The sequence below is a fragment of the Natrinema sp. H-ect4 genome, assembly GCF_041894845.1.
Classification (GTDB): domain Archaea; phylum Halobacteriota; class Halobacteria; order Halobacteriales; family Natrialbaceae; genus Natrinema.
In genome coordinates this window covers 178,902-203,649 of the sequence record NZ_JBHDYC010000003.1, presented here as the reverse complement: position 1 = coordinate 203,649, position 24,748 = coordinate 178,902, and the positions used below count along the sequence as shown (strand labels likewise).

Annotated in this window: 25 protein-coding genes and 3 tRNA genes; 10 read left to right on the top strand and 18 right to left on the bottom strand. The window is 61.9% G+C overall.

The window, feature by feature from the left end:
* Nucleotides 1-704: 704 nt before the first annotated feature.
* On the bottom strand, nt 705-1,529 hold the full coding sequence (locus ACEWFR_RS06305) for a hypothetical protein (RefSeq protein ID WP_374060225.1): 825 nt from the start codon (nt 1,527-1,529) through the stop codon (nt 705-707).
* A 94-nt stretch (nt 1,530-1,623) separates the two neighbouring features.
* The gene (locus ACEWFR_RS06300) at nt 1,624-1,866 is read right to left on the bottom strand and encodes a PadR family transcriptional regulator (RefSeq protein WP_374060224.1); all 243 of its coding nucleotides are present in this window, start codon (nt 1,864-1,866) and stop codon (nt 1,624-1,626) included.
* A 108-nt stretch (nt 1,867-1,974) separates the two neighbouring features.
* On the opposite strand from ACEWFR_RS06300, the gene ACEWFR_RS06295 reads away from it, so the two are divergent.
* Together ACEWFR_RS06295 and ACEWFR_RS06290 are read left to right on the top strand one after the other, a co-directional pair.
* Nucleotides 1,975-3,090, top strand: coding sequence for a hypothetical protein (locus ACEWFR_RS06295; protein ID WP_374060223.1), 1,116 nt, complete (start codon nt 1,975-1,977; stop codon nt 3,088-3,090).
* Nucleotides 3,091-3,740: 650 nt separating this feature from the next.
* The gene (locus tag ACEWFR_RS06290) at nt 3,741-4,025 is read left to right on the top strand and encodes a hypothetical protein (protein ID WP_374060222.1); all 285 of its coding nucleotides are present in this window, start codon (nt 3,741-3,743) and stop codon (nt 4,023-4,025) included.
* Between the two features lie 161 nt (nt 4,026-4,186).
* Here ACEWFR_RS06290 and ACEWFR_RS06285 read toward each other — a convergent pair whose 3' ends face one another.
* The 3 genes from ACEWFR_RS06285 to ACEWFR_RS06275 all read right to left on the bottom strand — a co-directional run bounded on the left by ACEWFR_RS06285 (nt 4,187) and on the right by ACEWFR_RS06275 (nt 6,509).
* On the bottom strand, nt 4,187-5,386 hold the full coding sequence (locus ACEWFR_RS06285; RefSeq protein ID WP_374060221.1) for a tyrosine-type recombinase/integrase: 1,200 nt from the start codon (nt 5,384-5,386) through the stop codon (nt 4,187-4,189).
* A 154-nt stretch (nt 5,387-5,540) separates the two neighbouring features.
* Nucleotides 5,541-5,612 (bottom strand) — tRNA-Thr (locus ACEWFR_RS06280).
* Nucleotides 5,613-5,711: 99 nt separating this feature from the next.
* Nucleotides 5,712-6,509 (bottom strand): hypothetical protein, encoded by a 798-nt coding sequence (locus ACEWFR_RS06275; RefSeq protein WP_374060220.1) that lies wholly within the window; start codon nt 6,507-6,509, stop codon nt 5,712-5,714.
* Between the two features lie 60 nt (nt 6,510-6,569).
* Here ACEWFR_RS06275 and ACEWFR_RS06270 point away from each other — a divergent pair, with 60 nt between their 5' ends.
* Both ACEWFR_RS06270 and ACEWFR_RS06265 read left to right on the top strand, forming a co-directional pair.
* Nucleotides 6,570-7,274: an enoyl-CoA hydratase/isomerase family protein gene (locus ACEWFR_RS06270; RefSeq protein ID WP_374060219.1), complete on the top strand. Its 705-nt coding sequence runs from the start codon at nt 6,570-6,572 to the stop codon at nt 7,272-7,274.
* 70 nt (nt 7,275-7,344) lie between these two features.
* Nucleotides 7,345-7,878 (top strand): GNAT family N-acetyltransferase, encoded by a 534-nt coding sequence (locus tag ACEWFR_RS06265; protein WP_374060218.1) that lies wholly within the window; start codon nt 7,345-7,347, stop codon nt 7,876-7,878.
* Between the two features lie 18 nt (nt 7,879-7,896).
* On the opposite strand, the gene ACEWFR_RS06260 is transcribed toward ACEWFR_RS06265, so the two are convergent.
* Nucleotides 7,897-8,691 carry an NAD+ synthase gene (locus ACEWFR_RS06260; RefSeq protein WP_374060217.1) on the bottom strand — a complete coding sequence of 265 codons (795 nt, stop codon included), beginning with the start codon at nt 8,689-8,691 and terminating at the stop codon, nt 7,897-7,899.
* A 422-nt stretch (nt 8,692-9,113) separates the two neighbouring features.
* Here ACEWFR_RS06260 and ACEWFR_RS06255 point away from each other — a divergent pair.
* Nucleotides 9,114-9,184, top strand: a tRNA-Gly gene (locus tag ACEWFR_RS06255).
* Between the two features lie 282 nt (nt 9,185-9,466).
* Here the strand turns inward: ACEWFR_RS06255 and ACEWFR_RS06250 are convergent.
* From ACEWFR_RS06250 to ACEWFR_RS06225, 6 genes are all read right to left on the bottom strand, one after another.
* The gene (locus tag ACEWFR_RS06250; RefSeq protein ID WP_098724717.1) at nt 9,467-10,432 is read right to left on the bottom strand and encodes a transcription initiation factor IIB family protein; all 966 of its coding nucleotides are present in this window, start codon (nt 10,430-10,432) and stop codon (nt 9,467-9,469) included.
* A 161-nt stretch (nt 10,433-10,593) separates the two neighbouring features.
* Nucleotides 10,594-12,087, bottom strand: a complete 1,494-nt coding sequence (locus ACEWFR_RS06245; RefSeq protein ID WP_374060216.1) for a hypothetical protein — start codon at nt 12,085-12,087, stop codon at nt 10,594-10,596.
* A 154-nt stretch (nt 12,088-12,241) separates the two neighbouring features.
* On the bottom strand, nt 12,242-12,676 hold the full coding sequence (locus ACEWFR_RS06240) for a universal stress protein (protein WP_374060215.1): 435 nt from the start codon (nt 12,674-12,676) through the stop codon (nt 12,242-12,244).
* An 84-nt stretch (nt 12,677-12,760) separates the two neighbouring features.
* A complete protein-coding gene (locus tag ACEWFR_RS06235) occupies nt 12,761-13,123 on the bottom strand; it encodes a hypothetical protein (protein WP_374060214.1) in 363 nt (120 codons plus the stop codon).
* A gap of 1 nt (nt 13,124) precedes the next feature.
* Complete coding sequence (locus tag ACEWFR_RS06230; RefSeq protein ID WP_374060213.1) at nt 13,125-13,364, bottom strand: amphi-Trp domain-containing protein; 240 nt, start codon at nt 13,362-13,364, stop codon at nt 13,125-13,127.
* Between the two features lie 211 nt (nt 13,365-13,575).
* Nucleotides 13,576-14,625 (bottom strand): KaiC domain-containing protein, encoded by a 1,050-nt coding sequence (locus ACEWFR_RS06225; RefSeq protein ID WP_374060342.1) that lies wholly within the window; start codon nt 14,623-14,625, stop codon nt 13,576-13,578.
* A gap of 235 nt (nt 14,626-14,860) precedes the next feature.
* Between ACEWFR_RS06225 and ACEWFR_RS06220 the strand changes: the two genes are divergently transcribed.
* Nucleotides 14,861-15,697, top strand: a complete 837-nt coding sequence (locus tag ACEWFR_RS06220; protein WP_374060212.1) for an NAD(+)/NADH kinase — start codon at nt 14,861-14,863, stop codon at nt 15,695-15,697.
* A gap of 5 nt (nt 15,698-15,702) precedes the next feature.
* On the opposite strand, the gene ACEWFR_RS06215 is transcribed toward ACEWFR_RS06220, so the two are convergent.
* From ACEWFR_RS06215 to ACEWFR_RS06205, 3 genes are all read right to left on the bottom strand, one after another.
* Nucleotides 15,703-16,353 (bottom strand): DsbA family protein, encoded by a 651-nt coding sequence (locus ACEWFR_RS06215; RefSeq protein ID WP_374060211.1) that lies wholly within the window; start codon nt 16,351-16,353, stop codon nt 15,703-15,705.
* Between the two features lie 178 nt (nt 16,354-16,531).
* Nucleotides 16,532-17,302, bottom strand: coding sequence for a DNA-directed RNA polymerase subunit epsilon (locus ACEWFR_RS06210; RefSeq protein WP_374060210.1), 771 nt, complete (start codon nt 17,300-17,302; stop codon nt 16,532-16,534).
* 401 nt (nt 17,303-17,703) lie between these two features.
* On the bottom strand, nt 17,704-18,624 hold the full coding sequence (locus ACEWFR_RS06205) for a DNA polymerase beta superfamily protein (RefSeq protein WP_374060209.1): 921 nt from the start codon (nt 18,622-18,624) through the stop codon (nt 17,704-17,706).
* Between the two features lie 368 nt (nt 18,625-18,992).
* Between ACEWFR_RS06205 and ACEWFR_RS06200 the strand changes: the two genes are divergently transcribed.
* Both ACEWFR_RS06200 and mptA read left to right on the top strand, forming a co-directional pair.
* Nucleotides 18,993-19,265 carry a hypothetical protein gene (locus tag ACEWFR_RS06200; protein ID WP_374060208.1) on the top strand — a complete coding sequence of 91 codons (273 nt, stop codon included), beginning with the start codon at nt 18,993-18,995 and terminating at the stop codon, nt 19,263-19,265.
* Between the two features lie 179 nt (nt 19,266-19,444).
* The gene (gene mptA, locus ACEWFR_RS06195; protein ID WP_374060207.1) at nt 19,445-20,371 is read left to right on the top strand and encodes a GTP cyclohydrolase MptA; all 927 of its coding nucleotides are present in this window, start codon (nt 19,445-19,447) and stop codon (nt 20,369-20,371) included.
* Here mptA and ACEWFR_RS06190 read toward each other — a convergent pair.
* Together ACEWFR_RS06190 and ACEWFR_RS06185 are read right to left on the bottom strand one after the other, a co-directional pair.
* The gene (locus tag ACEWFR_RS06190; RefSeq protein ID WP_226040182.1) at nt 20,368-21,171 is read right to left on the bottom strand and encodes a TrmB family transcriptional regulator; all 804 of its coding nucleotides are present in this window, start codon (nt 21,169-21,171) and stop codon (nt 20,368-20,370) included. The two genes, mptA and ACEWFR_RS06190, sit on opposite strands and share 4 nt — an antisense overlap.
* Before the next feature lie 80 nt (nt 21,172-21,251).
* The gene (locus tag ACEWFR_RS06185) at nt 21,252-22,898 is read right to left on the bottom strand and encodes a DUF255 domain-containing protein (protein WP_374060206.1); all 1,647 of its coding nucleotides are present in this window, start codon (nt 22,896-22,898) and stop codon (nt 21,252-21,254) included.
* Between the two features lie 159 nt (nt 22,899-23,057).
* Between ACEWFR_RS06185 and ACEWFR_RS06180 the strand changes: the two genes are divergently transcribed.
* Nucleotides 23,058-23,648 (top strand): FxsA family protein, encoded by a 591-nt coding sequence (locus ACEWFR_RS06180; protein WP_374060205.1) that lies wholly within the window; start codon nt 23,058-23,060, stop codon nt 23,646-23,648.
* A gap of 76 nt (nt 23,649-23,724) precedes the next feature.
* A tRNA-Ile gene (locus ACEWFR_RS06175) sits at nt 23,725-23,798 on the top strand.
* Nucleotides 23,799-24,175: 377 nt separating this feature from the next.
* On the opposite strand, the gene ACEWFR_RS06170 is transcribed toward ACEWFR_RS06175, so the two are convergent.
* Nucleotides 24,176-24,535 carry a hypothetical protein gene (locus ACEWFR_RS06170; RefSeq protein ID WP_374060204.1) on the bottom strand — a complete coding sequence of 120 codons (360 nt, stop codon included), beginning with the start codon at nt 24,533-24,535 and terminating at the stop codon, nt 24,176-24,178.
* Nucleotides 24,536-24,748: the final 213 nt, after the last annotated feature.

The following is a 24,748-nucleotide window of genomic DNA, read 5'->3' as shown; positions in this document are numbered from 1 at the left end:
GCTTGTCTTCGAGGAACATCGTTTTGTCAACATTATATTAGATTAGTTGTCGAAGCTAACCGCTGGTCACAAGTTACAAGCCCCACCAGAGTCTACGTGTTAGCGAGGCGGAACTTGAGGCGGCGGCCCCGGTTGTTCAATCCAGCGGCAATCCCCTTCCAAGATTTTGCCGCTGGGCTACTATGCTATTTGTCCACCCCTTGTGGATCGTATTGACTCATCATCTTATCCAACAACTGACCATAAGTCTCCCCACCCGTTTTTTGTGATTTTAGGCGGTCTCGGAGTGCCTTTTCTACTTTGATGCTGGTTAGGTCTCGACCCATTATATCATCCTCTGGATAATTCTTGACACCAAGGGATATATACAAGTTTTGCCGGCTGAGATGCTGTCGCACCTCCCCAAATTAACGATTTTGGGACACATATCATATATAGAATGACAGACGGCATACGGCTGGATATGTCGGAAAATCGATTCAAATCATAGAACATTGAGAAGCGGAGTTGAGTGAATAGTTGTCTTGTCGCCTCCAATCGGTTCATCAATTCGAGCTGACATGCCATCACCCGTGTTGTCCAGTACCACGATAGCGCCGAGCCGCCCTTCATTTTGGGTTTCAGCGGGTCTTTGTAAAATTGGCCGAGGGGGTGCCGATAGCCTTTGTCGGGGTGTTTTGGGGGCGTCGTGTTTTGGGGCTCTGTCACTCGGCGTCGAGTGTCTCCTGTTCGAAGTCCGGTTCGCGCCACGGCTCATCAGAATCGACAGTACTCAGAGCGTGATCGAACTCGGTGTCGGTGAACTCGGCGTCTGTATCGTCGGCTTGCTCAACAAGTTCCATATTGATACTCTTGTACCGCTGTTCGAGGTTATTTATCGAATCAGTCCGCGACGAATGAACCAGGAAATGGCGGTAGCCGCGATTTCTCCCCGAACCAATCGACGTGTGCATATCGAAGGCGACATCGTATCGACCATCTGGAGATAGTTCGCCAGCCGGGAAATCGTATCGTGGTTCACGGCCTTCTTCAGCGGCGTTCACGCGCTCCTCAGCAATCCGGGAGAACGTATTGTTGAGATAGTCGCACAGCCGACTGGACTGTGCCTGGGCACACACCACGGCCGCTCTGAGGGCACAGACACGTCCCCGCTCGTTCTCAGCGGACCAACTGTCGACAACATCTACTTGTCCTGTTCCGAGTTCATAGAGAGATCGGACCTGTGAGGTCACGTCGCTCTCAATACCGGTATCTTCGGTCGCTATTGTCAGAATACGCTTCCAGTACATATTGTCGTATCCCGACCTCACAAGCTCCCAGGCGGACCACGCCGCGACTTCTTCATCTGACCGCCTCACTGATTTCTGTAGCAACGAGCTCACGTCGAAGATATTGTAACGGGCATCTGTCTGGAACCGTCCAGTGAGTTCTCCATCATCCCCGACATGCTTTTTTGTCTGTTCGTCCTCCTCGCCTTCTTCTAACTCTCCATTCTCGCCGAAGCGAAGCTGGTCGCTGTTGTCACTCACAGTAGTTTGCCTCAATTAGTAATTAGTCTGATACGATTGTAAAGGTGCTGATTCTGTCACTAACGACGGTTCGGCATCCCTGTATATCGGCGGCTCAGTTCTCTCCTAACGCCTCTAAGAGAAGTTCACCACTCTCAGTTAGCTCGTAGTACTTCTGTTTTCGACCTTCCTCCCGTTGCTCAATGACAGTGATCATTCCCTCCTCCTCCAGTTCGTTCAAATGCGTGTAGATTCCGCCCGATGAAACGCCAATCTCCTCAGCGATTGCATAGCCGTGAGCGGGACCATTCTTGAGTTCTCGAAGAATATTGAGCTTCGTCTCGCCTATCAGACTCATCTCCGAGAAAATCCTATCCGGTTTCCGGTAAGGTATATAAAAGAAATCTTAATCGGTTAGAAAATCCAACACACCAGAAATATATTGGTGGTTTGTGACGGATGTTCTATGCGTACTTTTGACCTCGCTCAGAACAACTCGGAGTTTACCGCTGATGAGTTGGCGAGGTCCGATATTCGGAACGAGTCCGTACTCGAATCGCTCCTACATGCAAACCCTCAGGCAATTCTGGATGAGCCGGTGTTTATTTTCGGGCGACAACCAGCGGTCGACACCGGAATCCTCGATCTTCTCGCTCTCGACCAGTACGGAAATCTCCTCATTATCGAACTGAAAGTCGGGCAAAGTGGCTCCGGGAGTGCAAGTGAGGAGACTATCCTGAGTCAGCCACAGAATTACGCTCAGTCGCTTGAGTCGTACACGTACGACCGCTTGGATGGCATCTATCAGGATTACCAGGAGGACATCCAGAGTGGGCGGTGGGCGATCAGTGATGCCGCTGTGCCCGCTGATAGCCTCCAATCAGCGTTCGAAGCCGTCTTCGGTGAATCGCTGGAGGCCGACGAGTTCAATCCCGACCAGCGGATGGTCATCGTCGCTGAACAAATCACCTCCCGGACTCGACGTAATGCGCGGTATCTTCTGGATCAGGGGCTCAACATCCAATGTGTCGAAATTCAGCGGTTCAATTCCGAGATAAGCGACCACGCTGTTCTTGCGACCAATACTGTTGTGGATCATCACCTCTCGCGTGTGCGTCCAGACCGAAAACTGAACCCGATATACCCGGATGTTGTTCGAGATCTCGTCGAAAGAGTGTTCCCGGAACTCCAGTCCGTCGTCAGGGTAGACAAACATGAGACGGCGTTTCAAGACATAGAAAGCCATAGACCGCACCTCCGGTCGAAGCATCCCGACCACCCAGATGATCTGGTGTACACGCTGTATCTCCGTCCTGTCGAGTGGGGGTACGTGATCGTTGCAATGGACTACTGGGGCGAGGAGGACGAGACGCTGGAGACGCTTCGGCGGAATGCGGAATTATTCGAGGAGCGAGGCTTCCAAATCAGCCAGGACCGTACACGGGATCGTATTGTGCGGACGAACTGGGAGATGGATTCTACGGACGTACTGAGTGATGATGCGTTCTTGGAGGAAGTGGCAAATGAGTTTGTGAACCTCGTTAAGACTGGGCATGAAGTCTTCACGGAAGACGGGCGGTAACTGACAGCGTGGGCGACGACGGCCCGAAGCAACGGTCGGGGTGGTTGGCTGGGCGTCTGGATGGGTATGTCGACCTCTTTGGTGGGATTGCCGCCCCACATCAGGGGAGCCAGCAACGGGCTGGTGGAGTCGGGCTGTCCATCCCGATGGTCAGGATCGGCCGTTTGAGGGAGGGATCAGAGGCTCCGGCCGGGCCAATGTGGCTCGTTACTCACTTTCCTGATCTTGACGATTCCTAAAACGACGTGAGAACATGCCATCACCCGCTCAAGGCGAGTATTGGTGTATGGAAGAACGCGGAGCACCGGCCCCCACAGCCGGTTCACGCTCCGCTGGTCAGCAATCTTTCTGGGAACCCTGTCAGGAGGGTTAGAACCGCAATACAACCTCTGTGAGCCCAATAATTGGACTCATTTAAATATAGACGGTTAGTTTGTATAATACTTTTGATACTAACTCATCCTGAGTCGTCGAAGGATGGTTTTGGTTGAGGAAGATACGGTGGACGAGTGTAGACCTCAAAAGTGGATATGAGGATTGTAGTAGCGAATTATATGATTAGCCGTAGTACCAGATCTATGGCCCGTATGACCCGTAGTATACGGGTGATACAAACAATTATGTGGATATTTTCCACTCATTGAGAGTATATGTGTTCGAACACTGATTCAGCAACGGTCGTTCAGCAAACGCTCGAAGAGTTAGACCGCTTTATTGACGTCGGAAAACAGACCGATCGGCGTGAATTTGCTGTCAAAATAAAGCAACGATATTCGGAAAAGTCGGTTGATGAAATCACCGCTGATGAACGTCTCCTTCTTCAAGCGTTAGCCGTTGTGTACGAGCGAGAGGCGAACGGGGCGGAATCAGACCGCCTCGTTGAAAGTATGATAGAAACCGCCCAGAACGAGGAGTCAAATCTCCCACCCCGCTGATTCACACTTGTTGGTAGGAACTTTACCCCCGTCTTCGGTGATCGTTATACCAATAGCGGGTCGAATCATCCCTCGGATAGTCGATATTGGCTCTTCGATGGAGAGATCAGAAAATCTGGCCGAGCTGTGGTAGCCCGTTACTCACCCTTTCGAAGTGAGCGTTACCAGATTTGTTCGGCGGCGTCGTTCCGCGTCTCCGCGTCCGAGTGAAGGTACTTCATCGTCGTCGTGACGCTTTGGTGGCGGAGTTGTTCTTTCGCGTGGTGCGGGCCGATATGATTCGCCCAGTAAGTCGCAACCCCGTGGCGAATCGCGTACCACGTTATGTCCTTGTGATCTGGGATAGGAAGATCACCGTCGTCGATGAGCCGGCTCAGTAGATAGTTACATGATTTAGAGCTGTACGTCGTCCCTTGCTTCGTGAGCCAGAGCTCGTCCCGACCACTGTACTTGTCGTACGTTGCTCGTTCCTCCAACCACCGTTCGAGGACTCTTGCTGTGCGTCCCTTGATCGAACAGTTCCAGTGAGCTTCGTTCTTCGTGGACTCGTCTTTGGGAATGTTGAGCTCGTTGTTCTCAAGGTTGACCCACTCCGTAGTAGCTCGGCCCACCTCGATGGGACGAAGGCCAGTGTCCAACGTCACAGCGATGATCGACGGTTCTTTCCAAGAGTTGGCCTGTTTGAATTGCTCGGGGCCGACCTCGGACTTTGGCACGCCGAGTCGCTGGGAGACGAATGTCTTCAGCCGGTCCCGCTCCTCGGTGGACATGTCGCTATGGTAGCTCTTGATCGAGTTGTATTCCAGCGCCGCCTGATAGAGTGGCTTGAACGCGGTTCGGCGAAGATAGTCACGTTCATCCCCGGTTGCTTGACTCAGTTCCGGCTTCGGTTCCCAGTCGTAATCCGTTCCGTGGATGTGGTTCTGGTACTTGAATAGCCGCTGGACAGCCTTCCCGTAGTGAAGTACGCTTGAATCAGCCATCCCATCTGAGCGATTGAGGAGACGAATAAAGCGGTCAGCGTGGTCGGGAGTAAACTCTGTCGTGTAGGCGTCTTCGTCCTCCCAGAGCCATCTGAATACTATTTCGAGCTTGTAGTGTGTCGACTGAAGCGTACTCTGTGCGAGCCCCTGACCCTTCTCTGGGTGTTTGCCATACGAGCCGAGCCACGAGAGGAGCTCCTTCTTGAAGTCGCGGTAGTCGTCGACCATATTGAGTCCGTACGCTTCGAGGTCTTCGCGTGACCGTTCACTGACGAGCGGGAAATCGAGTTCCACTGGGTCCGGAGCCGATGGAAGGCCGTCCTGAGGGGTGCCATCACCGGCGGGGAGGTTGTCCAGCGGATCGGGCTGGTTGGTCACCCGCGCGCACCTCCGGTTGTTTTTGTGCCATGACACTTTCTCGAATCGCAAGACGGCGCGGCTGTCGGGTTGTAGCGTTTTCGTACGTTATTGGACATCGTTTGGCTCTCCTGAGAAGGGCGAAATCAGCCGAGAGAGCCTGTAAGGCCGCTGAAGCCTAGGCCGGGATTTGAACCCGGGGTCTCGTCCTTACCAAGGACGCGCTTTACCGCTAAGCTACCCAGGCACGCATCTGTTCGTTGACCGGAGTCGTCTTTATGGGTTTCGATTCGAGCGGGCCGTGCGCCGGGTTGTCGCAGCCCCATCCCGCGATTGCGTTCGTCTGTCAGGGATCCGTCGCGGACGTCGCTCGATCGGTTGTGGAATCCTCGAGCGACAGCTCTCGAGCCCGCGCGTGGAGGTCGGTGAGACAGTCCGCGACTGGGGGAAACGAGGTGCCGACATCGGCGGCGAACTCCGCGACGACGGCGTGCAATCGGGGTGAAGGGGTTTCGCCGACGGCGACGGCGCCGGTACGGACGGCCAGTTCGAGCACGTCTCGCTCGAGGTTCGCATCGGTCGATGCGGGATCGCCGCCGTCGATGCTAACGGCGGTGCCGGCGCTGGTTTCGGCTCCGGACTCGAGATTTTCACGGCGGGTCTGGTCGCGACCGAACGACTGCACCGTTCGGACGGCTTTGTCGGCGGCGTCGGTGCGCGCCAGCAGGTAGAAGCCGCGGGCGACGAGGATGTCGGCGGCGAGGATCCCGAGGTCGGCGTCGCTGGCTTCGGCGTCGGTCGCCGTCCAGGGTTCGTCGTGAGCGAGCGAACGCGTCAGTCGCAGCCCCTCGTAGATGAGTTGGACGCCGGCCGCGTGGGTCGTGATGCGAGTGGGCTCGCGATCGGGGCCGGCGGCTTGCGTTCGGTTCCGATCGGGTTCGGACTCGCCGTCGCGGCGCGGCTCGTCCGCGTCCTCGAGGACGCGACCCTCAGTGCGCATCGCTGCAGCGCTCTCGAGGGTGAGGACCGCGGGGACCATCGACGCTCGATCGAGGATAGAGTCGAGATATTCGTGCAGCCGTGGTGGTTCGACGTCCGCAACGGCCTCGAGGGCGGCACGCCGACAGCTGTCGGCCTCTTCCATTAGCGGGGGGTTACGAGGGCGGAGCCAAAGACCTTTGGAAACGCCCGGTCGACTGCTGCCATGCCCGACATTGACACGAACGGATCGGTTCGCACCGTCACGATCGACCGCCCCGAGGCACGCAACGCCCTCTCCGTGGATGACCTTGAGGCCCTCGAGGCGGCGATCGACGATGCCGACGAGCCGGTGATCTACCTCCGCGGGCGCGGCCCGGCCTTCTCCGCGGGAGCCGATCTAAACGAGGTCGCCGCACTCGAGGGAGATCGCGACCGCGCGGCCGATTTCGCGCGCCTGGGCCAGTGCGTCGCGCGAACGATCGAGGACGCTCCCGCAGTCGTCGTCGCCGGAATCGACGGGCCCGCACGCGGCGGCGGCCTCGAACTCGCGCTAGCCTGTGACGTTCGTGTGGGCACGCCCGAGTCGACCTACGGCGAACCGGGGGTCAGCTTCGGGCTGTTCGGCGCCTGGGGCGGGACCGTCCGGTTGCCCCGGGTGTTGGGCGAAGGCGACGCGCTCGAGTTCGCGCTCTCGGGACGGTCGATCGACGCCGAGGAAGCGCTACGGATCGGACTCATTTCGCGCATCGATGACGATCCTCGATCGGTCGCCGAAGAGATCGCGACAAACGAGACCGATGCGCTGGTCGCCCTGAAACGCCGGATCCGAGACGACGGCGAGCGTGCGACGCAGGAGCGACGCGAGGCCGCCGCCTTCGCCGACCTCGTCGCCGCTCACGCCGACGATATCGACGCGTTGCTCGAGTAGGTGACGTGGATCGAGCAGCGGACGACGGTTGGGGGAAAGTGACTTATTCGCTTACAGGAATTGGGCTGGTATGCCCGGACCGGTGTTTCTGGATGGCGACCGCGTTACGCTACGCCCGATCGAGGAGGAGGATCTCGAGTTTCTGCAAACGCAGGTCAACGACTCGCGAATCTGGCGGCCGATCGGTCGCTCGAGGCCCGTGAACCGCGAGCAGGAACGCGAGTTCTTTGAGAACGATGTCTGTGGCGACGACACCGTCGTGCTCCTGATCGTCGACGATTCGACGCCGGTCGGGACGGTCGGGCTCCACTCCTTCGACCGGGAGGCCCGGAATGCCGAACTCGGCTACTGGATCGCACCGGAGCACCACGAGCGGGGCTACGGAACCGACGCAGTCGAGCGCGTCGTCCGGTACGCGTTCGATCAGCTCGGCCTCCACCGGATCTCGGCCCGCGTGTTCGCGTTCAACGAACCGTCGCGACGACTGCTCGAGTCCGTCGACTTCACGCAGGAGGGCGTCCACCGCGACGTCGAATTCGTCGACGGTGAGTATCACGACGCGTACTGGTACGGGTTGCTGGAGGACGAGTGGCGCCAGAAGTGAGAGATCGGAAGTGAAACCTTACTCGAGGGGCTCCGGGGCGGGCGGCGCGTTGCGCTTGTGTTCGCTGCGTTCGTACATCCCGCGGACTCGTTCGACCGTTTCTTCGTCAACCTCGAGCAGCCGGGCAGTCGCGGCGACGGAGAGCGGGCCGTCGATGTGGGTCGCGAGGATGTCGTCGAGTGTCTCGTAGCTGATCCCCAGCTCGCCCTCGTCGGTCTGGTCGGCCCACAGCTCTGCGGTGGCGGTCTTCGCGGCCAGTTCCTCGGAAACGCCGACGTGCCGGGCGAGCTGGCGGACCTGTCCCTTGTAGAGGTTCCCGATCGGGTGGCAGTCGACCGCGCCGTCGCCGTACTTGGTGAAGTAGCCCACCGCGGCCTCGCTGCGGTTTCCGGTCCCCAGGACCAGCCGACTTTCGTGGTTGGCCACGAGATAGTTCAGGACCGCCCGGACGCGGGCGCGAGCGTTGCCCACGGCTTCGCGGTCGCCTTCGGCTTCGGGATAGGTCGACAGGATCGTATCGATGATCGGTTCGATCTCGATTACGTCGTAGCTGATCTCGAGGTCCTGTGCGACCAGTTCGGCGTCGCTCATGTTCCCCTCGCTGCTGACGGTCGCCGGCAGGACGAGTCCGTGGACGTTCTCGGCTCCGAGAGCCTCGGCGGCGAGATAGCCAGTCAGCGTGCTGTCGATCCCCCCGGAGAGCCCGAGGACGGCACCGTCGGCTCCCGCTGCGTCGACCCGGTCGCGAATGAACGCCGTGATGTGGTCGCGCTGCCGTTCCAGTTCTCCGTCGGAAAAGCGAAGGTCGATCATACGGGATCCTATGCCGGCCGCGGGCAAATAGGCTGCCCTCTCCGGAAAAAAGTGCCCGAACGGTCGATTTCGGTGAAGCGCTACGACTCGAGGCGGCGTTCAAAAGGCGGCCGAGTGGAAGGTCCGGGTGCGAGAATCGAACTGCGCGTCTCAGCCGGACGGGCTGAAGGATAGCCACTACCCCAACCCGGACACGTCGCGTCTTTCGACACGACTCGCTACCACGGTGGACACGTAATACGTACTGATAGTCTGCATCGATTGCGACTCGAGGACGGATTTTTGTCGCCGCGGGCACGTGGGCCAGTTCGAGAGCGCTACGTTCAAGTGCGACCGGAAGATATGCTTGGGTGAGTAGTGCGCCGGTGGTGAGCAAATCCGCAGGATTTGCGATCCTCGGCGCGAGCGAACGAAGTGAGCGAGCGCCGGTGGTCCAGTGGTAGGACTCGAGCTTCCCAAGCTCGCGGCCCGGGTTCAATTCCCGGCCGGCGCATCCTGTTGCGAGCAAACGGCGAGCAACCGGTGTGCCACGAGGGAATCGAATCACGCGAGACGGAGCCCGCACAGCGGAGCGAGCAGGAACGTCTCGCCATCGGGTTCAATTCCCGGCCGGCGCATTTCTCGAGCGACCGACAATCCGATAGCGCGCTCTCTGCTGATCGCTATCAGGAGGAACGTCCCAACTATCGGTGAACAGACCGCACATGTGCCAGTTCGCACTGGCACCGTAGATACGACCACCCGCAACGACAGCTAAAATGGGCTCGAAACCGGCTTACTCGTGAATTCCCATCGCTTCGATCTGCTCTTGATACCGGTTTCGGATCGTCACTTCGGTCACCTGCGCGACGTCGGAGACCTCGCGCTGGGTCTTCTTCTCGTTACAGAGCAGTGACGCGGCGTAGATCGCGGCGGCGGCGTAGCCCGTGGGCGATTTGCCCGATAGCAGCCCCTTCTCGGTCGTCGTATCGATGATCTCGTTGGCTTTCACCTGTACCTCTTCGGAGAGTTCGAGTTCGGAGCAAAAGCGCGGGACGTACTTCTTGGGGTTGACCGGCTCCATCTCGAGGCCGAGTTCCTGGGCGACGTAGCGATAGGTGCGGCCGATCTCCTTGCGCTCGACCCGGGAGACGGCGGCGACCTCCTCGAGCGAGCGGGGGATGCCCTCCATGCGGCAGGCGGCGTAGAGGGTGCTGGTCGCGACGCCCTCGATCGAGCGCCCGCGGATGAGGTCTTCGTCGAGCGCGCGCCGGTACATGACGCAGGCGACCTCGCGGACCGAGCGGGGGATGCCCAGCGAGGATGCCATCCGGTCGGTTTCCGAAAGCGCGAACTGGAGGTTTCGCTCGCCGGCGTCTTTGGTACGGATTCGTTCCTGCCACTTGCGCAGGCGGCGCATCTGGTTTCGCTTGTCCGAAGAAATCGAGCGGCCGTAGGCGTCCTGATTTTTCCAGTCGATCGAGGTCGTCAGCCCCTTGTCGTGCATCGTCTGGGTCGTCGGCGCGCCGACGCGGGACTTGTTCTGTCGTTCGGAGTGGTTGAACGCGCGCCACTCCGGCCCGTGATCAATGTTCGTCCCTTCGACGATCAGGCCACACTGGTCGCAGACGAGTTCCCCTTGATCCTCGCTCTTGACGAGTGTCCCTCCGTTACACTCGTCGCACACCCGCTCACGCTCCGGTTCCTGTTCTTTTTCTGTCGTTTCAGGTTCTCGTTCGCGTTGGCGGGGTGGGCTAGCCATTTCGTGTAGATAACGATGTTGCAACGACTTAAGGACTCGCCACCATAGAGTCACCCTCGAAGTCGGTCGATCAGGTCCCGTTTCGACGATAAATCGATATTACGCGCCGTTTCAGCCACGTTTTCGGGTTCGAATTCCTCGTTTCCGAACGGTGAGAGATGTCATAGGTAGCCAAACAGCGTTCCGACCAGTACCAGCAGCCACATCGCGGTGCCGACCAGCAGCATGTCGTTGAACTTCGAGTCGCGAGCCGCGCGTTTGGCCGCGCCGCCAGCAATCAGGCCGAGCGCGACGACGACGAGCATGCGCTGGACGACGACCTCGAGGGGAAGCGCGTCGACGCCGAGCATGCCGTAGTCGAGCCAGACCGCGACCGCAAGCGAGCCCGCGGCGACGACGGCGGCGTCGAGCCGGCGCGTGAGTCCGCGTGCGATCAGGTAGGTCGTCGCCGGAATCCCGACGCCGATCACCGGATAGAGCAACGCGGCGATCTGATGGGGCGTGAGGAACTCGGCGCGGTGCTCGAGAAAAATGCCGCCCGCCCGGACACCGAGGTAGAGCGCGACGATGGCGACGAGGAGGAGGAGATGGCCGACCTCGACGCGGTCGTAGGCGGCGGCGATCCGCCGGCGGTCGATGTCGGTCAGATGATCGTCGATGGCGTCGGGCGTCCGCTGGCGGACCTGTTCGGCGGACCGGCCGGCATCACTCGCAGCGTCGGCGGCGCGCCTGCGGGACCGTATGCCGACCAGCGTGGGGATGACGAGCAATCCGGCGAGTTCGACGAGGGTAGCCCAGCCGTCTGCATCGGAAGAGTTGCCGTTATCGAGGTAGATGCGGGTGACATCCTCCTGAACGTCTACTTGCGGGTGAGCCATGAAGTTGGACTCGACTTTTCGCTGGGCGGACTGGGACCCGTGGACGCGGTGTTGCAACGTGAACCAGTCGAAGTGTTCGGAGTGGGTCTGCATGGCCACCCAGTCGTCGTCCTCGTTGGGGCTCTCGTAGAGCCGGATGTGATATCGCTGTCCGTAGTAATCGCCGTCCTCGAGCTGGAGCGTCTCGGTCGTCCAGTAGCCGCTCTCGTTCGAGCCGGGATCGATGTAGGCGTAGCGGACGCCGCCGTCGGCCTCGCCCCAGTTGAGCGAGGGAATTCGTCCGCGCCGTTCGTCGGCCGGCGGTTCGTCTGCGGTCGTATTGTTGGCCGACTCGTTCGTCGCGTTGGCAGTCGTATTGGTGGCCGAATCGGCCGTCAGGTTGGCGGCCGAATCGGTCTCGGCCTGCGTCTCGTTCTCGGAGACGTTTTCATCACCGGTCAGTGCGTACGTGTCCGGCACCGCCTCTTCCTCCGATTCGTTGATTTCCGACCAGTCGCCGCCGCCCGGTTCGGTCAGTATTCGTTCGATATCGTCGACGTCACCGCGGACGATCACGTTGATCGGACTGCGTTTCTGGAACCCCTCCCGCGGACTGAGATACTCCCAGAACCCGCTCTCGGAGTTATCGAACGAAACGACGTCGGGAGTCGGCTTCTCCGGGGCCGGGTCCTCAGCCGTGAACTGGCCGGTCGACAGCGACAGCAACATCGAGGGACCGCCGACGAGCACGAACGCAAGAGCAAGTAACACGGCCGCGATCACGAGCGATCGACGCATTTCGTGGGTACTAGCCACGGGACCCATATCAAACCGTATGTGATTGATCCGATGGGTGACGGGGAGCGACCATTCCAGTCGAATCAGCAGTGCTCGAGGGCCACGACAGGGGACAGGTCCGCCGCCCGATCTGTTGTGCGTGTCCGTGCCAAAATCAGGAGTCTACGGTGGGACCGACGGTAGTAACGGGGACGGGAGCCTCGCGGACGACACGCTGTGAGACGCTCCCGACGACGTTCTGTTCGTACTCGTCACCGCTGGTTCCCATCACGATCAGATCGACGTCGGTGGCTGCGGCGTAGTCGACGATGCACTCCGCCGGATTGCCCGTATCGACCGCCGTCTCCGTCTCGACGTCACTCGCCGTGGCCCGCGTCACGGCGTCGTCGATCGCCTTGCGGGCCGTCGCCTCGAGGTCCTCGCGGACGTGTGTGACGCGCTCGTCGTCGAGGACGAGAAAGGCGCGGTCGTCGACGACCGAGAGGACGTGTAGGGTCGCGTTTCTCGTGGCCGCGACATCGATCGCGTGCTCCGCAACGGTCGCCGCGTGGTCGCTGCCGTCGGTGGGGAACAAAATCGTCTCGTACATCGATCTCTGCGCTAGCCTCTCGCGCGGACGGAAAAAGGGGTTTCCCTCCCTCCTCAATGGCGGGACCGACGGGCTAGACGCCGGCTAAACGCCGGGGATACCGAGCACGTCGGGCGTGACGAGCCCGACCACCGCGAACAGGTAGACGATTCCGACCGCGACGATCCAGGCGACGAACCCGATCGCGACGGCGGAGCCCCAGCCGCCGGGGTAGCGCCAGTTGATGACGCCGACCCAGACGATCAGCATTAACAGGACACCCAGAAGGGGAACCCAGCCGACGAAGAAGCTCGTAACGGCCCACGCGACCGCGCCGATCAGCGCCGTCACTGCCGCGTTCACAAAGCTCGCATCCCTGTCTAACACTAGCCGTGCGCCCGCGAGGATACCGATCGTTCCCACGAGCAAGCTCAGCACGAAGATCAGGATTGAGTCCGCGGCAGCCATACTATGGTTTCCAGCTGAGTTCGATCTCGACCGTCTCACGATTCCCTCGGAGCATCGACGATCGTTCGACCACTTCGACCGAGAGGTCGATGTTCTCTGGTGGGTCGAGCGACACGTTCTTGTTCCCGACGGGGATGGTGACCTCCTCGTCGCCCCGCTCGAACTCCGCTGCGAGGTCTGTGAAGTACGCGGCGAGTTCCTCTCGCGGCAGTGTTTCGTCGGCGGTCGTCCGTTGGGCCATGTGCCAATATGGCGGTCGTGCCCGCAAAAGTATGGGCAGCGAACGGCGTCCTAACTCGCTGTTACTGGCTCGACCGCCGCTGTAACGGGCCACTGATATAGTAGCCACTGAAACGATTCACACACTGATCGGACAGCTGTCGGTCGAGCAGGCGTGCAATGACGTGCAGTGGCTACTATAGCACTGCGAGAAACCGGCACCGAATCGGCCGCTAGAACAGGTTCGCCTGCTGATAGACCGATATCCCCTCGCTCGTGATCTCGTACGGCTTCTTCTCTCGAGAGTGGTTCGCATCGCGGATCTTCTGGATCTCGATCGCCATTCGCGTCTCGCGGAAGTCGTCCGGTCTGATGTACTGCAGGACGAAGACGGCGTCCGTGAGATACTCGACGATCCCGTACCGCGAGGCGTAGGCGGTCTCCGAGGACGCCTCGCTGGTCAACAACGCGGTGACCCCTGCCCCCTTCAAGCTTCGGGCGAAATCGTAGATTTCGTTGCGGCGTTTCGCCCGGTCCTCGTACATCATCTCGAGCAAGGAGACCGAATCCAGAACGAGCCGCGAGGCGTCGAACTCCTCGACGAGCGCGGGGAGTTCGTTGCGGATCGACGCCAGACTGTTGGCCATCTCGATGGGATCGACGTCGACCACGGCGAGCTGGCCGTCGGCGACGTACTCGTCGAAGGCGTACCCCTTTTCGGTCGCGCTGTTGATGACCCGATCGCGGCTCTCCTCTAACGTAATAAATACGGCCCGTTCGTCCCGCTCGAGGGCATGGGTAATAAACTGGAGCCCGAAGGTCGTCTTCCCGGTCCCGGCACCGCCCATCGCGACGAGGAGCGAGCGCTCGGGAACGCCGCCCTGAATCATTTGATCGAGCCCGTCGATACCGAGGTCGATTCGAGGGAGTTCCGAATCGAGCTCCTCGTCGAAGTCCGGTTCGTCGCTTCCCAGGACGAAGTCGAGATCATCGAATCCCTCGAGATCGGCCGCCGCGTCGCCGTCGTCACCGACGGCGGCCGGCTCCGACGCCTCGATGTCCTGTAACGCCGAGCCGAAGTCCTCCTCGAACAGAGAGTCGCCGTCCGCCACGTCGTCAGTCTCCGAGCGCTGATCCCGGGCCGAATCGTCGTCGAGATGATCGTCTGTGTCGTCGTCCTCGAGATCGTCGACATCCTGCTCTGACCCGGATCGATCGCCGTCGTCCTCGTCCTCGAGTGCCCGGTCGAACCAGTCGGTGACGTCGTCACTCACGGCGACCACCTGCGGGCCGTCGCCGGAACCAGCAGGGGCGGCCGACAGAAATCGCAAACTGGCCGACCGCTGGGATCGACGGCGACGCGACGGGGGTACTCGAGTAGACAGCTGCCATACTGGACACTGCGACGTGGTCGTCGCGGGCGTTCACGTGACCGGATTCGTTCCACCCGGATTAAGCTTGTTGCCGCCGACGGGAACAAGCGTGGCTTTTTGACGACGGGGGGGCTAGCCGCGGACGATGGACGTCGACGTCGGAATCGTCGCCCAACGCGACAACGAGCGTGCACAGGACCTCGCCGCGAGCCTCGTCGACGCCCTCGAGGGGTCGGGCGCGAGCGCCGTCGTCGACGAGGCGACCGGCGGGGCGATCGCGGCGACCGCCGTCCCGGTCGCCGCGATGGCGAGTCGCGATCTCGTCGTGAGCATCGGCGGCGACGGAACATTGCTGTTCGTCGCGCGCGAGGTCAGCCCCGCGCCGATCCTCGGGATCAACCTCGGCGAAGTCGGCTTTCTCAACGCCGTCGCCCCCGCTGACTCGCTCGAGGTTGTCACCGCGCTCGTCGCCGAACTCGAGGAGACGGGCACCGTCGAGGGCCGCGAACTGGCGCGGCTGCAGGCGACCGGCGTCGACGAGGACTGGACACTCGAACCCGCGCTCAACGAAGTCGTCGTTCACGGCCCTCGGCGGGGCCACGGCGGCGGGGCAACCATCGAGATCACCGTCGACGGCCAGCGCTACACCGAGAGCCACGCGGACGGCGTCCTCGTGGCCACGCCGACGGGCTCGACCGCCTACAACCTCAGCGAGGGCGGTCCGCTGGTTCACCCGTCGGCCGACGCGCTCGTCGTCACGCAGATGGCCGCGACCGAGTCGATGCCGCCGCTAGTCGTCGAACCGGATACCGAACTAACACTCACCGTCTCCGGAACCGAGACGGCCTACGCGATCAGCGACGGGCGCAACCGACGGCACCTCGAGCCGCCCGCGACGGTGTCCGTCTCGCTCGCCGACGAGTTCGTGACGCTCGTCGGTCCGCAAGCGAACTTCTTCGACGGGCTCGACAAGCTAGAGTAGTCCTACTACTCGCCCTCGACGAGCCGCTCTAGGTGTTCCGGCGGCACCGAGCCGCGAGCAGCGCGACCGTCCGAAACGAACGTCGGCACGCCGGTGATTCCTTGCTGTTGAGCCTCGGCGAACTGATCCTCGAGCTCCGCACGGAGACTCTCGTCTGCGACGGCATCGCGAATCTCGTCGGCCGGCAGATCGGCGTCTTCGGCGAGGTCGGCCAGGACGTCGACATCTCCGATGTCGCGGCCGTCCTGCCACAGCGCCGTGTAGATCGAGTCGTCGAACGCCGCCCACCGGCCGGGATACTCGCGCTTGACGTACCACGAGGCGACCTGCGCGTCGAACGAGTCGACATCGATCGCCAGCTCCTGGGCCATTTCGACGCCGTACTCCTCCTGCAGCCGGCGAACGTTCTCTTTCGCCTGCTCGAAGTACTCGTCGTCCTTGCCGTCGTCTACGTCCTGATCGATCGAACCGTCCGGGTTCCGCTTCCCCCGTCGCAGGTCGAAGGGATGCCACTCGACGGCCAGTGGCTCGTCACGGCCCTCGCGGTACTGCGCGAGCGAGCGGGTCCCCAGATAACAGAACGGACAGACGTAGTCGGCGTATATCGTGAGTCGATCCGCGGTCTCCGGCGTCGATCCGGTATCAGCGTCAGCCATAGCGATCCTAGGCAGTCGCCACGGAAAAGTCGCGGGTCACCGGCAGTCGGCTGGAGACGGTTCGAGACGAAGTGTAGGCGGCTCGAGCAGCAGTGGAGGGAGGCTCGTGATTGGGTGACGACGGTCCAGTGAGAGGCGGCTGCAGCGTAACACCGGTCTGAGTTGATAGCCCAGCCCGTTAGCTCTCCGATCCGGAGGCAGCCGCGTCGGCGGCGTTCGTCTCCGCATCCGTCGCGTCCGGCAGGTTCGGGTCCCGGTACGGGTTCCGGCCGTAGGCCGGGAGCTCGTCCTCGAGTTGCGATTTCAGCACTCGGCGGAGCCGGTTCAGACTCGTCGTGTCCAGTCCATAGTCGGCCGCGAGGCGCTTGAACGATTCCTCATCGGTGATATCGTGGGCGCGGTACTGGGCGAACAGCTCCTCCATCCGGTCGGCGGAAAGCGTCTGGGCGTCGATCTCGTCCAGCCCGAAGTACTGCTGGCGGTCGACGTCGACGACGTGGCGGATCGCCACCAGCGCGACCTTCTCGATCGCTCGCTGGCTGCCGAACTCAGTGAGGTCAATCTCGTCCATGACGCCGAGTGCTAAATCGCGCTGCCACGGCGTCACGTCGAGGGCGTTGCACAGCGCCTGCGTCGTCCGCAGCCGATCGAGGTGGTGAGCGCGTTCGCTGTAGCCCGGCGTCGCCGCGTGCTGTTCGTCGTGGAGGCGACGAACGCTCTCGGAGAGGTCCGCGTCGGGGGAGTCAGCGCGGCCGATGACCGTCGCGCTCGGCGTAACGACGCCCCACTGGCGGACCGTCGAATCTCGCTGGACGTCCGCCCGGGAGAGCGACCCGGAACCGGGCCGGGTCTCGAGGCGGCGCTCGGGGTCGAGCTCGGGCTCGACGCCGTCCGCGACGACCGCGGCTCGCTCGGAATCTGGACCAGGGTCGGCACCGTCGTCTTGCATCGTCTGTCGCTCGGAGAGGGAGAGTGAAAAAGGCTCGCTCCGTTTAGTGGCCGATTACCTGGACTAACAGCCTTTCTAACAGATAGCGGGCGATAGCAGCGGCGCTCGAGCGATGATGATCGTTGCCACTCCGCGCTCGAGCGATATCGATCGCTACCGCTCCGCTCTCGAGTGAGTGAGTCCGCGAAAAGCTCCTCGTAGCATTAGCTTGTGACCAGAGACAGTTAAAGAACGACTGCTCGAGGAAGGGACGAACGGCGAGCATCATCGAGCGATCGATAGCCCGAGCCGTCGCTGTTCGGGAACGAATTTCTCGGCAGAACCCGGGCGTCTCTCCCGTCGTATCTTCACCTTGTGACCAGAGGCACTTAAACGAAAGCGAGGCTGGTACGTGGCTCGAGCTACCGGACGGCCGCGATGATCTCGTCGATGAACCCGTTCAGCCGTTCGGTGTCGGGGCCGTCGCGTGCGTGAATCGCGGGATCGATCGCTTTCGGCGGGTGGGCGAACTCGAGACCCACGGCGTCGCCGATTACGGCGTCGCCCTCGCCCGCTCGTTTCCGTTCGAGCAACTCGCGAGCGCGGTCGATCCGATCCGCGTCGAAGACTGCGGGTGCCTGCTCGCGGAGGAAGGTCTCGAACTCGAGGGCCGGCAGGTCGTGTTCGCCGCGCTCGCCGGTCTCCTCGAGATAGTATGCGGACATGGCCGCCCGACAGATCGTCAGGTTTCGCTTGACGGTCGGTTTCGTCTGGGTTTCGGTGAACCGTTCGTCGTCCGCCGAGACCGTCATCGTTCCGTCGTCGGTTTCGACGGTGTACTCTCCACCCGCCGTGTCGATGATCGGGAACGTTTCGTCGTCGTTTCGGACCAGATGGTGCGAGACGTACTTCCGGTAGTTGCTCGTTGCGATCCCGCGCCACGTGTGATAGAGGTCGATCGGGTTGTACGTTCGTTCGATATATGCGGTGAGGTCGGCAGGGTCGTACGCGAGGCGGTAGCGAATCGGACTCCGCAGCAGGTCGATCGCCCCCTCGTTCGAGTCCGCGAGCAGGCGTGCGAACGTCCGCACGTCCCACCCCTGATACTCGAACTCACCGCGGTCCGCGATGACGGTCTCGGGAGCACCCTCGAGGTGAGCGTACCGGCGCAGATCCGTCGGCACGAAGACGAACCCGACATCGTAGTCGCTGTCGGGACTCGCCGCCCCCCAGGCGTGGCTTCCGCGGGCAACCGCCAGGGCGACCGTGACGTCGTGCTCGCGTTCGATCGCCGTCAGGTGGTCGTCGACGGTCTCGTGGACGTGTGTCGGGACGGTGGTCATAGCTGGGGCTCGAGTATGCGGAAACGAGACGCGAGAAGACCGGGTGACGAATGCCCTTCGTAGCTTCACCTTGTGACCAGAGGCACTTAAAGAACGAGTGCGGTCGATGTCGGCGACCGGGCATACAGAAGGCGATCGCTCGAGAATCGATGACCGATCTAGCGAGTTCGTCTGCAAATGAACCGGTTAAAGCTGGCCTCGCTTTCGTGCGCCTCGCTTTCGTTCACCGCACCACAGCGCTCGCCACCGCACGTGGATCGGTTGGATCGAAGTGAGACGTATTTCAACGGCGCGTATGTTACGTTCCGCTGCCGTACCCCGCTCTTCTGGCCCCAAGACTATATACAATCCCGCCCAGTGGTGAGATAATGTCTGCCCTCCGAGCCGTCCTGTTCGAGTGGGACCTGAGCCGTATTGCGAGGATACTCGGTACCGGACTGGCCGCCTTCCTCGCACTTCGTGTCACGGACGGGTTGCTCACCGGACTAGGTGCGACGCTGCTCTTCTTGTTCGTGCTCACCCTTCCGTGGGAGATGGCAAATCGGCTCTCCGATCGCGTGAACGACTCGTGGACCCGTTGTCACCCGAACCGCTGTCCGTTTGCCAATCGAACGCGGAGAGCGAAGAACACAGCGTCGTGACTATCAAATGTGAGCCACTGGAGTGCAGAACGACCGTCCTCCCGTCATAGCTCTACCTTGTGACCAGAGGTACTTAAAGAATCGACGACCCGCTCGAGTAGTACCGGAGTTCCTCACCCGCCGAGCCAGTTACTACTGGTTCCGAAAGGTTGAATCGCCCGCTACCCTGAATGCGGGCAATGAGTCATCAGTTGCCGGACGTGCAGGCGACGTCGCCCGACGTGACCGTCGGCCTGAGCCAGGTCGGCGTCACCGGCGTCGACAAACTCGTCAAGATCGCCCGCGAGGGCAAGCGACCGATCGTCCTCACCGCGGAGTTCGAAGTCTTCGTCGACCTCCCCGGCTGGCGAAAGGGGGCGGACATGAGCCGCAACATGGAGGTCATCGACGAGATCTTAGAGGACGCCACCCGCGAGGAGGCATACGGGGTCGAAGAGGTCTGCGGCGAGGCCGCCGAACGACTGCTCAAGCGACACGACTACACCTCGAGAACGGAGGTATCGATGGAAGCCGAGTTCATGCGCCGCGAGCAGACGCCGGCCAGCGACCGCGAGACCCAGCACACGGTCGATATCGTGGCCTCGGCGACGGCGACCGAGGACGGAACCCGCGAGGAAATCGGCGCGAACGTCACCGGCATGACGGTCTGCCCCTGCTCGCAGGGGATGTCCACCGCCCGCGCGAAGCAGACCCTCGAGGATCTCGGCGTCGAGGAAGAGACGATCACGCAGTTCCTCGACGAGGTCCCACAGCCGGGACACTCACAGCGGGGCCACGCCACGCTGACCGTCGAGGCAAACGGCGATCCCGCGGTCGATCTGAACGACATCATCGACATCGCGCGGGACTCGATGAGCGCGCGGATCTACAACCTCGCGAAGCGACCCGACGAGGACCACATGACCTACGAGGCCCACGCCGACGCGAAGTTCGTCGAGGACTGCGTCCGCGCGTTAGCCGAGGGCGTCGTCGACGAGTTCGACCACCTGCCCGACGACGCGGTGATCACAATGAGCCAGTCCAACGACGAGTCGATCCACCAGCACAACGCCCACGCCGAGCGCGTGGTCGAGATGGGGGCGCTTCGCGACGAGATAGCGAACTAAAACTCGAGCGGCTCCGCTTCCTCCCATCGGGGTACGAACTCCTCGTGGACGTTCGCGGCGAACTCCGGATCTTTGAGGTCGATCATGCCAAAGGCCTCGCCCGAGGAGAGCGGATTGGGCACCTGAATACAGACCTCGACCCCGTCGATGATGTTGAACGAGCCCGTGATGTCGTCGTGCGTTCGGACGTCGAAGTCGTCGCGTTGCTGCAAGGTCTCCCGATACCGCCGGCCCACTTCCTCCGACATCGAGGCGACCATCTCGCGAGTCATCAACAGATCGACCGAGACGCCCCGATCGAGGGCGTCCTCGAGTTGAGCATTTATCTCCTCACTGACCGCCTGCATGTCCCACTGGGGAGAGGGATGTGACGACACCATTACGATATTGCGGTCGGCAGCCGCAAGGCGCTCTAAGAGGAGGTCGATCGTCTCCTCGGGACCGACGGCGGCGGTCCAGAACTGTTCCTCGACGGGTTCGGCCGCATCGAGTTCGTCGGCGAGGTCGTCGACGATCGACTCGTACTGGTCCGCCTTCTCGTCGAGTTCGCGTTTCTTGTCCTCAAGCAGCCGATCGAGCGCCGTCGATGGCTCGACGGCGACGTACTTCTTCGGCCGGCTGGCGGTCTGGCTCCGGACCAGATTGTACTGTTCGATGCTGTTGAGCACGTCGTAGATCCGCCCCATCGGCACGTCGCTCGCCCGTGACAACTCCTTGGCCGTTGTGGGGCCGGTGGTGAGAAGCGATCGGTAGGCTCGAGCTTCGTACTCGGAGAGCCCGAGATCCCTGAGACTGGCCATGCCGGACGATGCCCCCGAAGAAACATAAACGCTGTGGTAGTTTGACGAGAGGGGAGAGTCGGCCCCGAGGAGGCCGAACGTCAGTCCAGAAGGTACTGGACCTGCTCGCTCAACTCGGAGGGAGTTTCGGCGCGATCGGAGACGCGATCGCCCAGTTCGGCTCGCGCCGTTCCCGCCTCGAGGGCATCGGCGTCGGGGACGACGACCTTCTCGTGGTCAGCCAGCCGAAGCGCCGCGCGATGCAGATCGGAACCGGGCTCGCCGGCGACCCTGATCACCAGCGGCCCCTCGAGCAGTCGCGAAACAACGGTCGCGTAGCGAGCGATCTGGACGCCAAAGCGATCGCTCGCGCCGGCGAAGGTCTCGAGCGTCTCGCGTGCGACCTCGCGATAGCGATCCTCGCCGGTCAGGACGGCCAGCTCGAGCAGCCCGTCCGCGAACGCCACGTTGGAGTCCAGCGGCCGGAGCGGCCGATCGCACAGGCCGACACCCGCGGCGGGACCGTCGAGGAACGAGTCCTCGTCGCGAAGGCGATCGATCGTCGCGTCAGCGATCGCCGTCGCGTCCGCGAGGACGGACGGATCGATCGTGCTCGCGGCCGTCGTCAGCGCGCCGAGGACGCGCGCCTGATTGCTGAGAAGGGGGACGGGGTCTCCGTTGCCGTCGCGATCGGCGTCCTCGAGCGCGTGCGCGACGATACCGTCAGCGAGCAGGTCCTCGCGGAGGGTCTCGAGCGAGCGTTCGGCGTACCGGCGGGCGCGCTCGTCGTCGGTGTAGGCGTAGTAGGTGAGCAGTCCCTCGATCGCCAGCGCGTTGGATCCGGCGAAGACCCCTTCGTCGACTGGCGGCTCCGCGGCGGCCGCCCGATCGGTGGCGTCGAGGCTGTACGCGTCGTCCTCGCCGGGAGCCTGACTGTTCGCGAAAGCGGCGACCTCGCCGTTCCACAGGGTGCCCGTCAGATACTCGATCGTCCGCTCGGCGGGGTCGCGGTACTCGTCCGCGCCGGTCAGCAGGTAGGCGTTGGCGAACGCCCGCACGAGCGCACCGTTCGAATCGAGCAGTTTCTCGCGCTGGAGCCCCGACCAGTCGGGCTCGGTCGCGAAGCGATAGAAGCCGCCCTCGTACTCATCGAGCAGGTTCGCGCCGACCGCGTCGTAGGATCGCAACGCCATCTCCCGATCGCGTTTGAGCGCGAACTCGAGTGCGTCGGGCAGCGGGAACTTCGGTTGCTGGCCCCAGCCACCGGCGGTCTCGTCGTACGTGTCGGTGAGGTGGCCGAGCATTCCCTGTTCGATATCGGCCGTCAACTCGCCGGCGGGCGGGTTGTCCTCGCGGAGCGGACGGGGAACGCGCGCCGCGCCGGTCCCTTTCGTCTGCCACATCGTTCGGACGCTGTCGAGGACCTGTCGCATCCCGTCGGGACCGAGATAGCCGGCGCCGGTCAGGACCTTCCCGTTCGGGGCGAGGAAGACCGTCGACGGGAAGCCGCCCATATTGTACCGATCGCGAACGCGCGGGTGCCGGTCCACGTCGACTCGCACGGGGACGAAGCTATCGTTGACGTTGGCCGCGATTCGAGGTTCCGCGTAGGTCTCCGCGTCCATCTCGTGGCAGTGATCACACCACGTCGCAGTCAGCGAGAGCAAGATGGGAACGTCCGCCTCCGCGGCCTCGTCGAAGACCTCCCCTCCCCACTCGTGCCACTCGACGCGCGTCGTCTCGTTCATACCGCATCGACGTGAGTCGCCGGCGTAAGCCCTTCGTTCGCTTCCGGTACCGGATTCGGGTCTCGAGCGGGTTCGGGCGACCTCGAGCGGGCGCGGGCGGCGAATCCGTCGCTGGAACGAGAGTAAAAGATTTTCACCGTTCGGCGACTAGATTGGCGTATGCTCCGGTGGATCCTCGCGCTGTTGCTCATCCCGTTTCTCGACGCCGTGTTACTCGCGGTCATCGTCACCCAGTTCGGGTTCGTCAACTGGGTCGGGATGGTGCTGCTCGTCGTCCTGACGGGACTGGTCGGCATGCTACTCGTTCGGGCCGAAGGGCGGCGAACGATCCGGAAGATGCAACGCTCGATGGCACAGGGGAAGCCGCCGACGAACGAACTGCTCGACGGCGGCTTGCTGATCGCCGCCGGCGCGTTCCTGTTGACTCCCGGACTGGTGACGGACCTCATCGGTTTCCTGCTCGCCGTTCCGCTGACGCGGATCCCGATCCGCGCCGCGCTCAAGCGCTTCGTGATCGTTCCGTACGCGGACAAGAAGACCGGCGGCTTCGCCAGCGGCGGAGTCTGGACGTTCGGCTTCCCGGACGACGGGACGGCTCGAGAACAGAGCGAACCGACCGACGGCGGGACGTACGACCTCGGCGACGACGATTACACCGTCGACGGCACCGAAGACTCGTACACGATCGAGTTCGGCGACGACGGCACGGACGACGGGGACGAGCGAGACGACGATCCCCTCGCTCGGTAGCGAATATCACGGGTCAGAGAGAAAGAAACGCTTAAACGTCCCACCGGGCAACTACCGAGTGCGAGGGAGACGGCGCGGGCCAATAGCTCAATTAGGTTGAGCGCCACTCTGATAAGGTGGAGGCTCTCGGTTCAAATCCGAGTTGGCCCATACTTTTGCGGCGAGCAATCTCGCGAGCCGCAAATATGGAACCCTACTCGGATTTGAATTACGGAAGTCGCAGCCCGGGAGCGAACGAAGTGAGCGACCCGGAACGTCTTCCGGTGGTTCAAATCCGAGTTGGCCCATTTCTGCTGGGAACAACGTCGTGAACCGAGAGTATGTGCTGCCACGGAGATTTGAGTCCTGAAAGTCGCACGCTCACAAGCAAAGCGAGTGAGATCGTCGTCCGTCGGTTCACATTCGAGGCCCGCTTCTCGCGGCGAACCACTTTGCGAACCAGCGGCCTACCGGACGACTCGAGTCACTGAGGAACGACAGATTCGTGCGCCCCTCCGATCGACGGATCGTCGCGATGGTCGACTCGGTCACGGAACGATCGGGGCCAGTAACGGCTCGCGTGAGACGAGCAGAACAACGTTGTTGCTCGCGAAGAGGGCGTACATTCCAACGATAGTAGCGACGAAGGCGATGTCCAGCGGCGTCGAGAGGACGTAGCCGATCAGGAGCACGAACCCGGCGTAGATGAGGGCGGCGAAAACGACGCCGGCGATTCCGAAGAGGTCGTGAAGAAAGACTGTCACGGGATTTATCTCGTACGCGTACGGGACAGTGAAGAACAGTACCGTTGCGACGAGATCGACGAACCACACGCTAAAGAAGGCGGCCCGAAGTCTGGTGGTCCCCGGGCGATCCAGTTCGATCCCGAATGAGGCCGTGTTCACCATCGTAGAGATGACAACGCGTTTCCGAGCATTACGCGTTGTACTTGCTGATTCTGGCCGTGTGATGTGTTCACTTGCTTCGAGAAAGAGGCAGCGCTGGAAGCGAACGGTCGACGGTGGACCCGAACGGAGCGCTGGACGCGGACGACGGGCCACACGGGGCATCGTTTCAGACGATTTGCTGTAGCTGTGTCCCGGTACACTCGTGAACCGCCA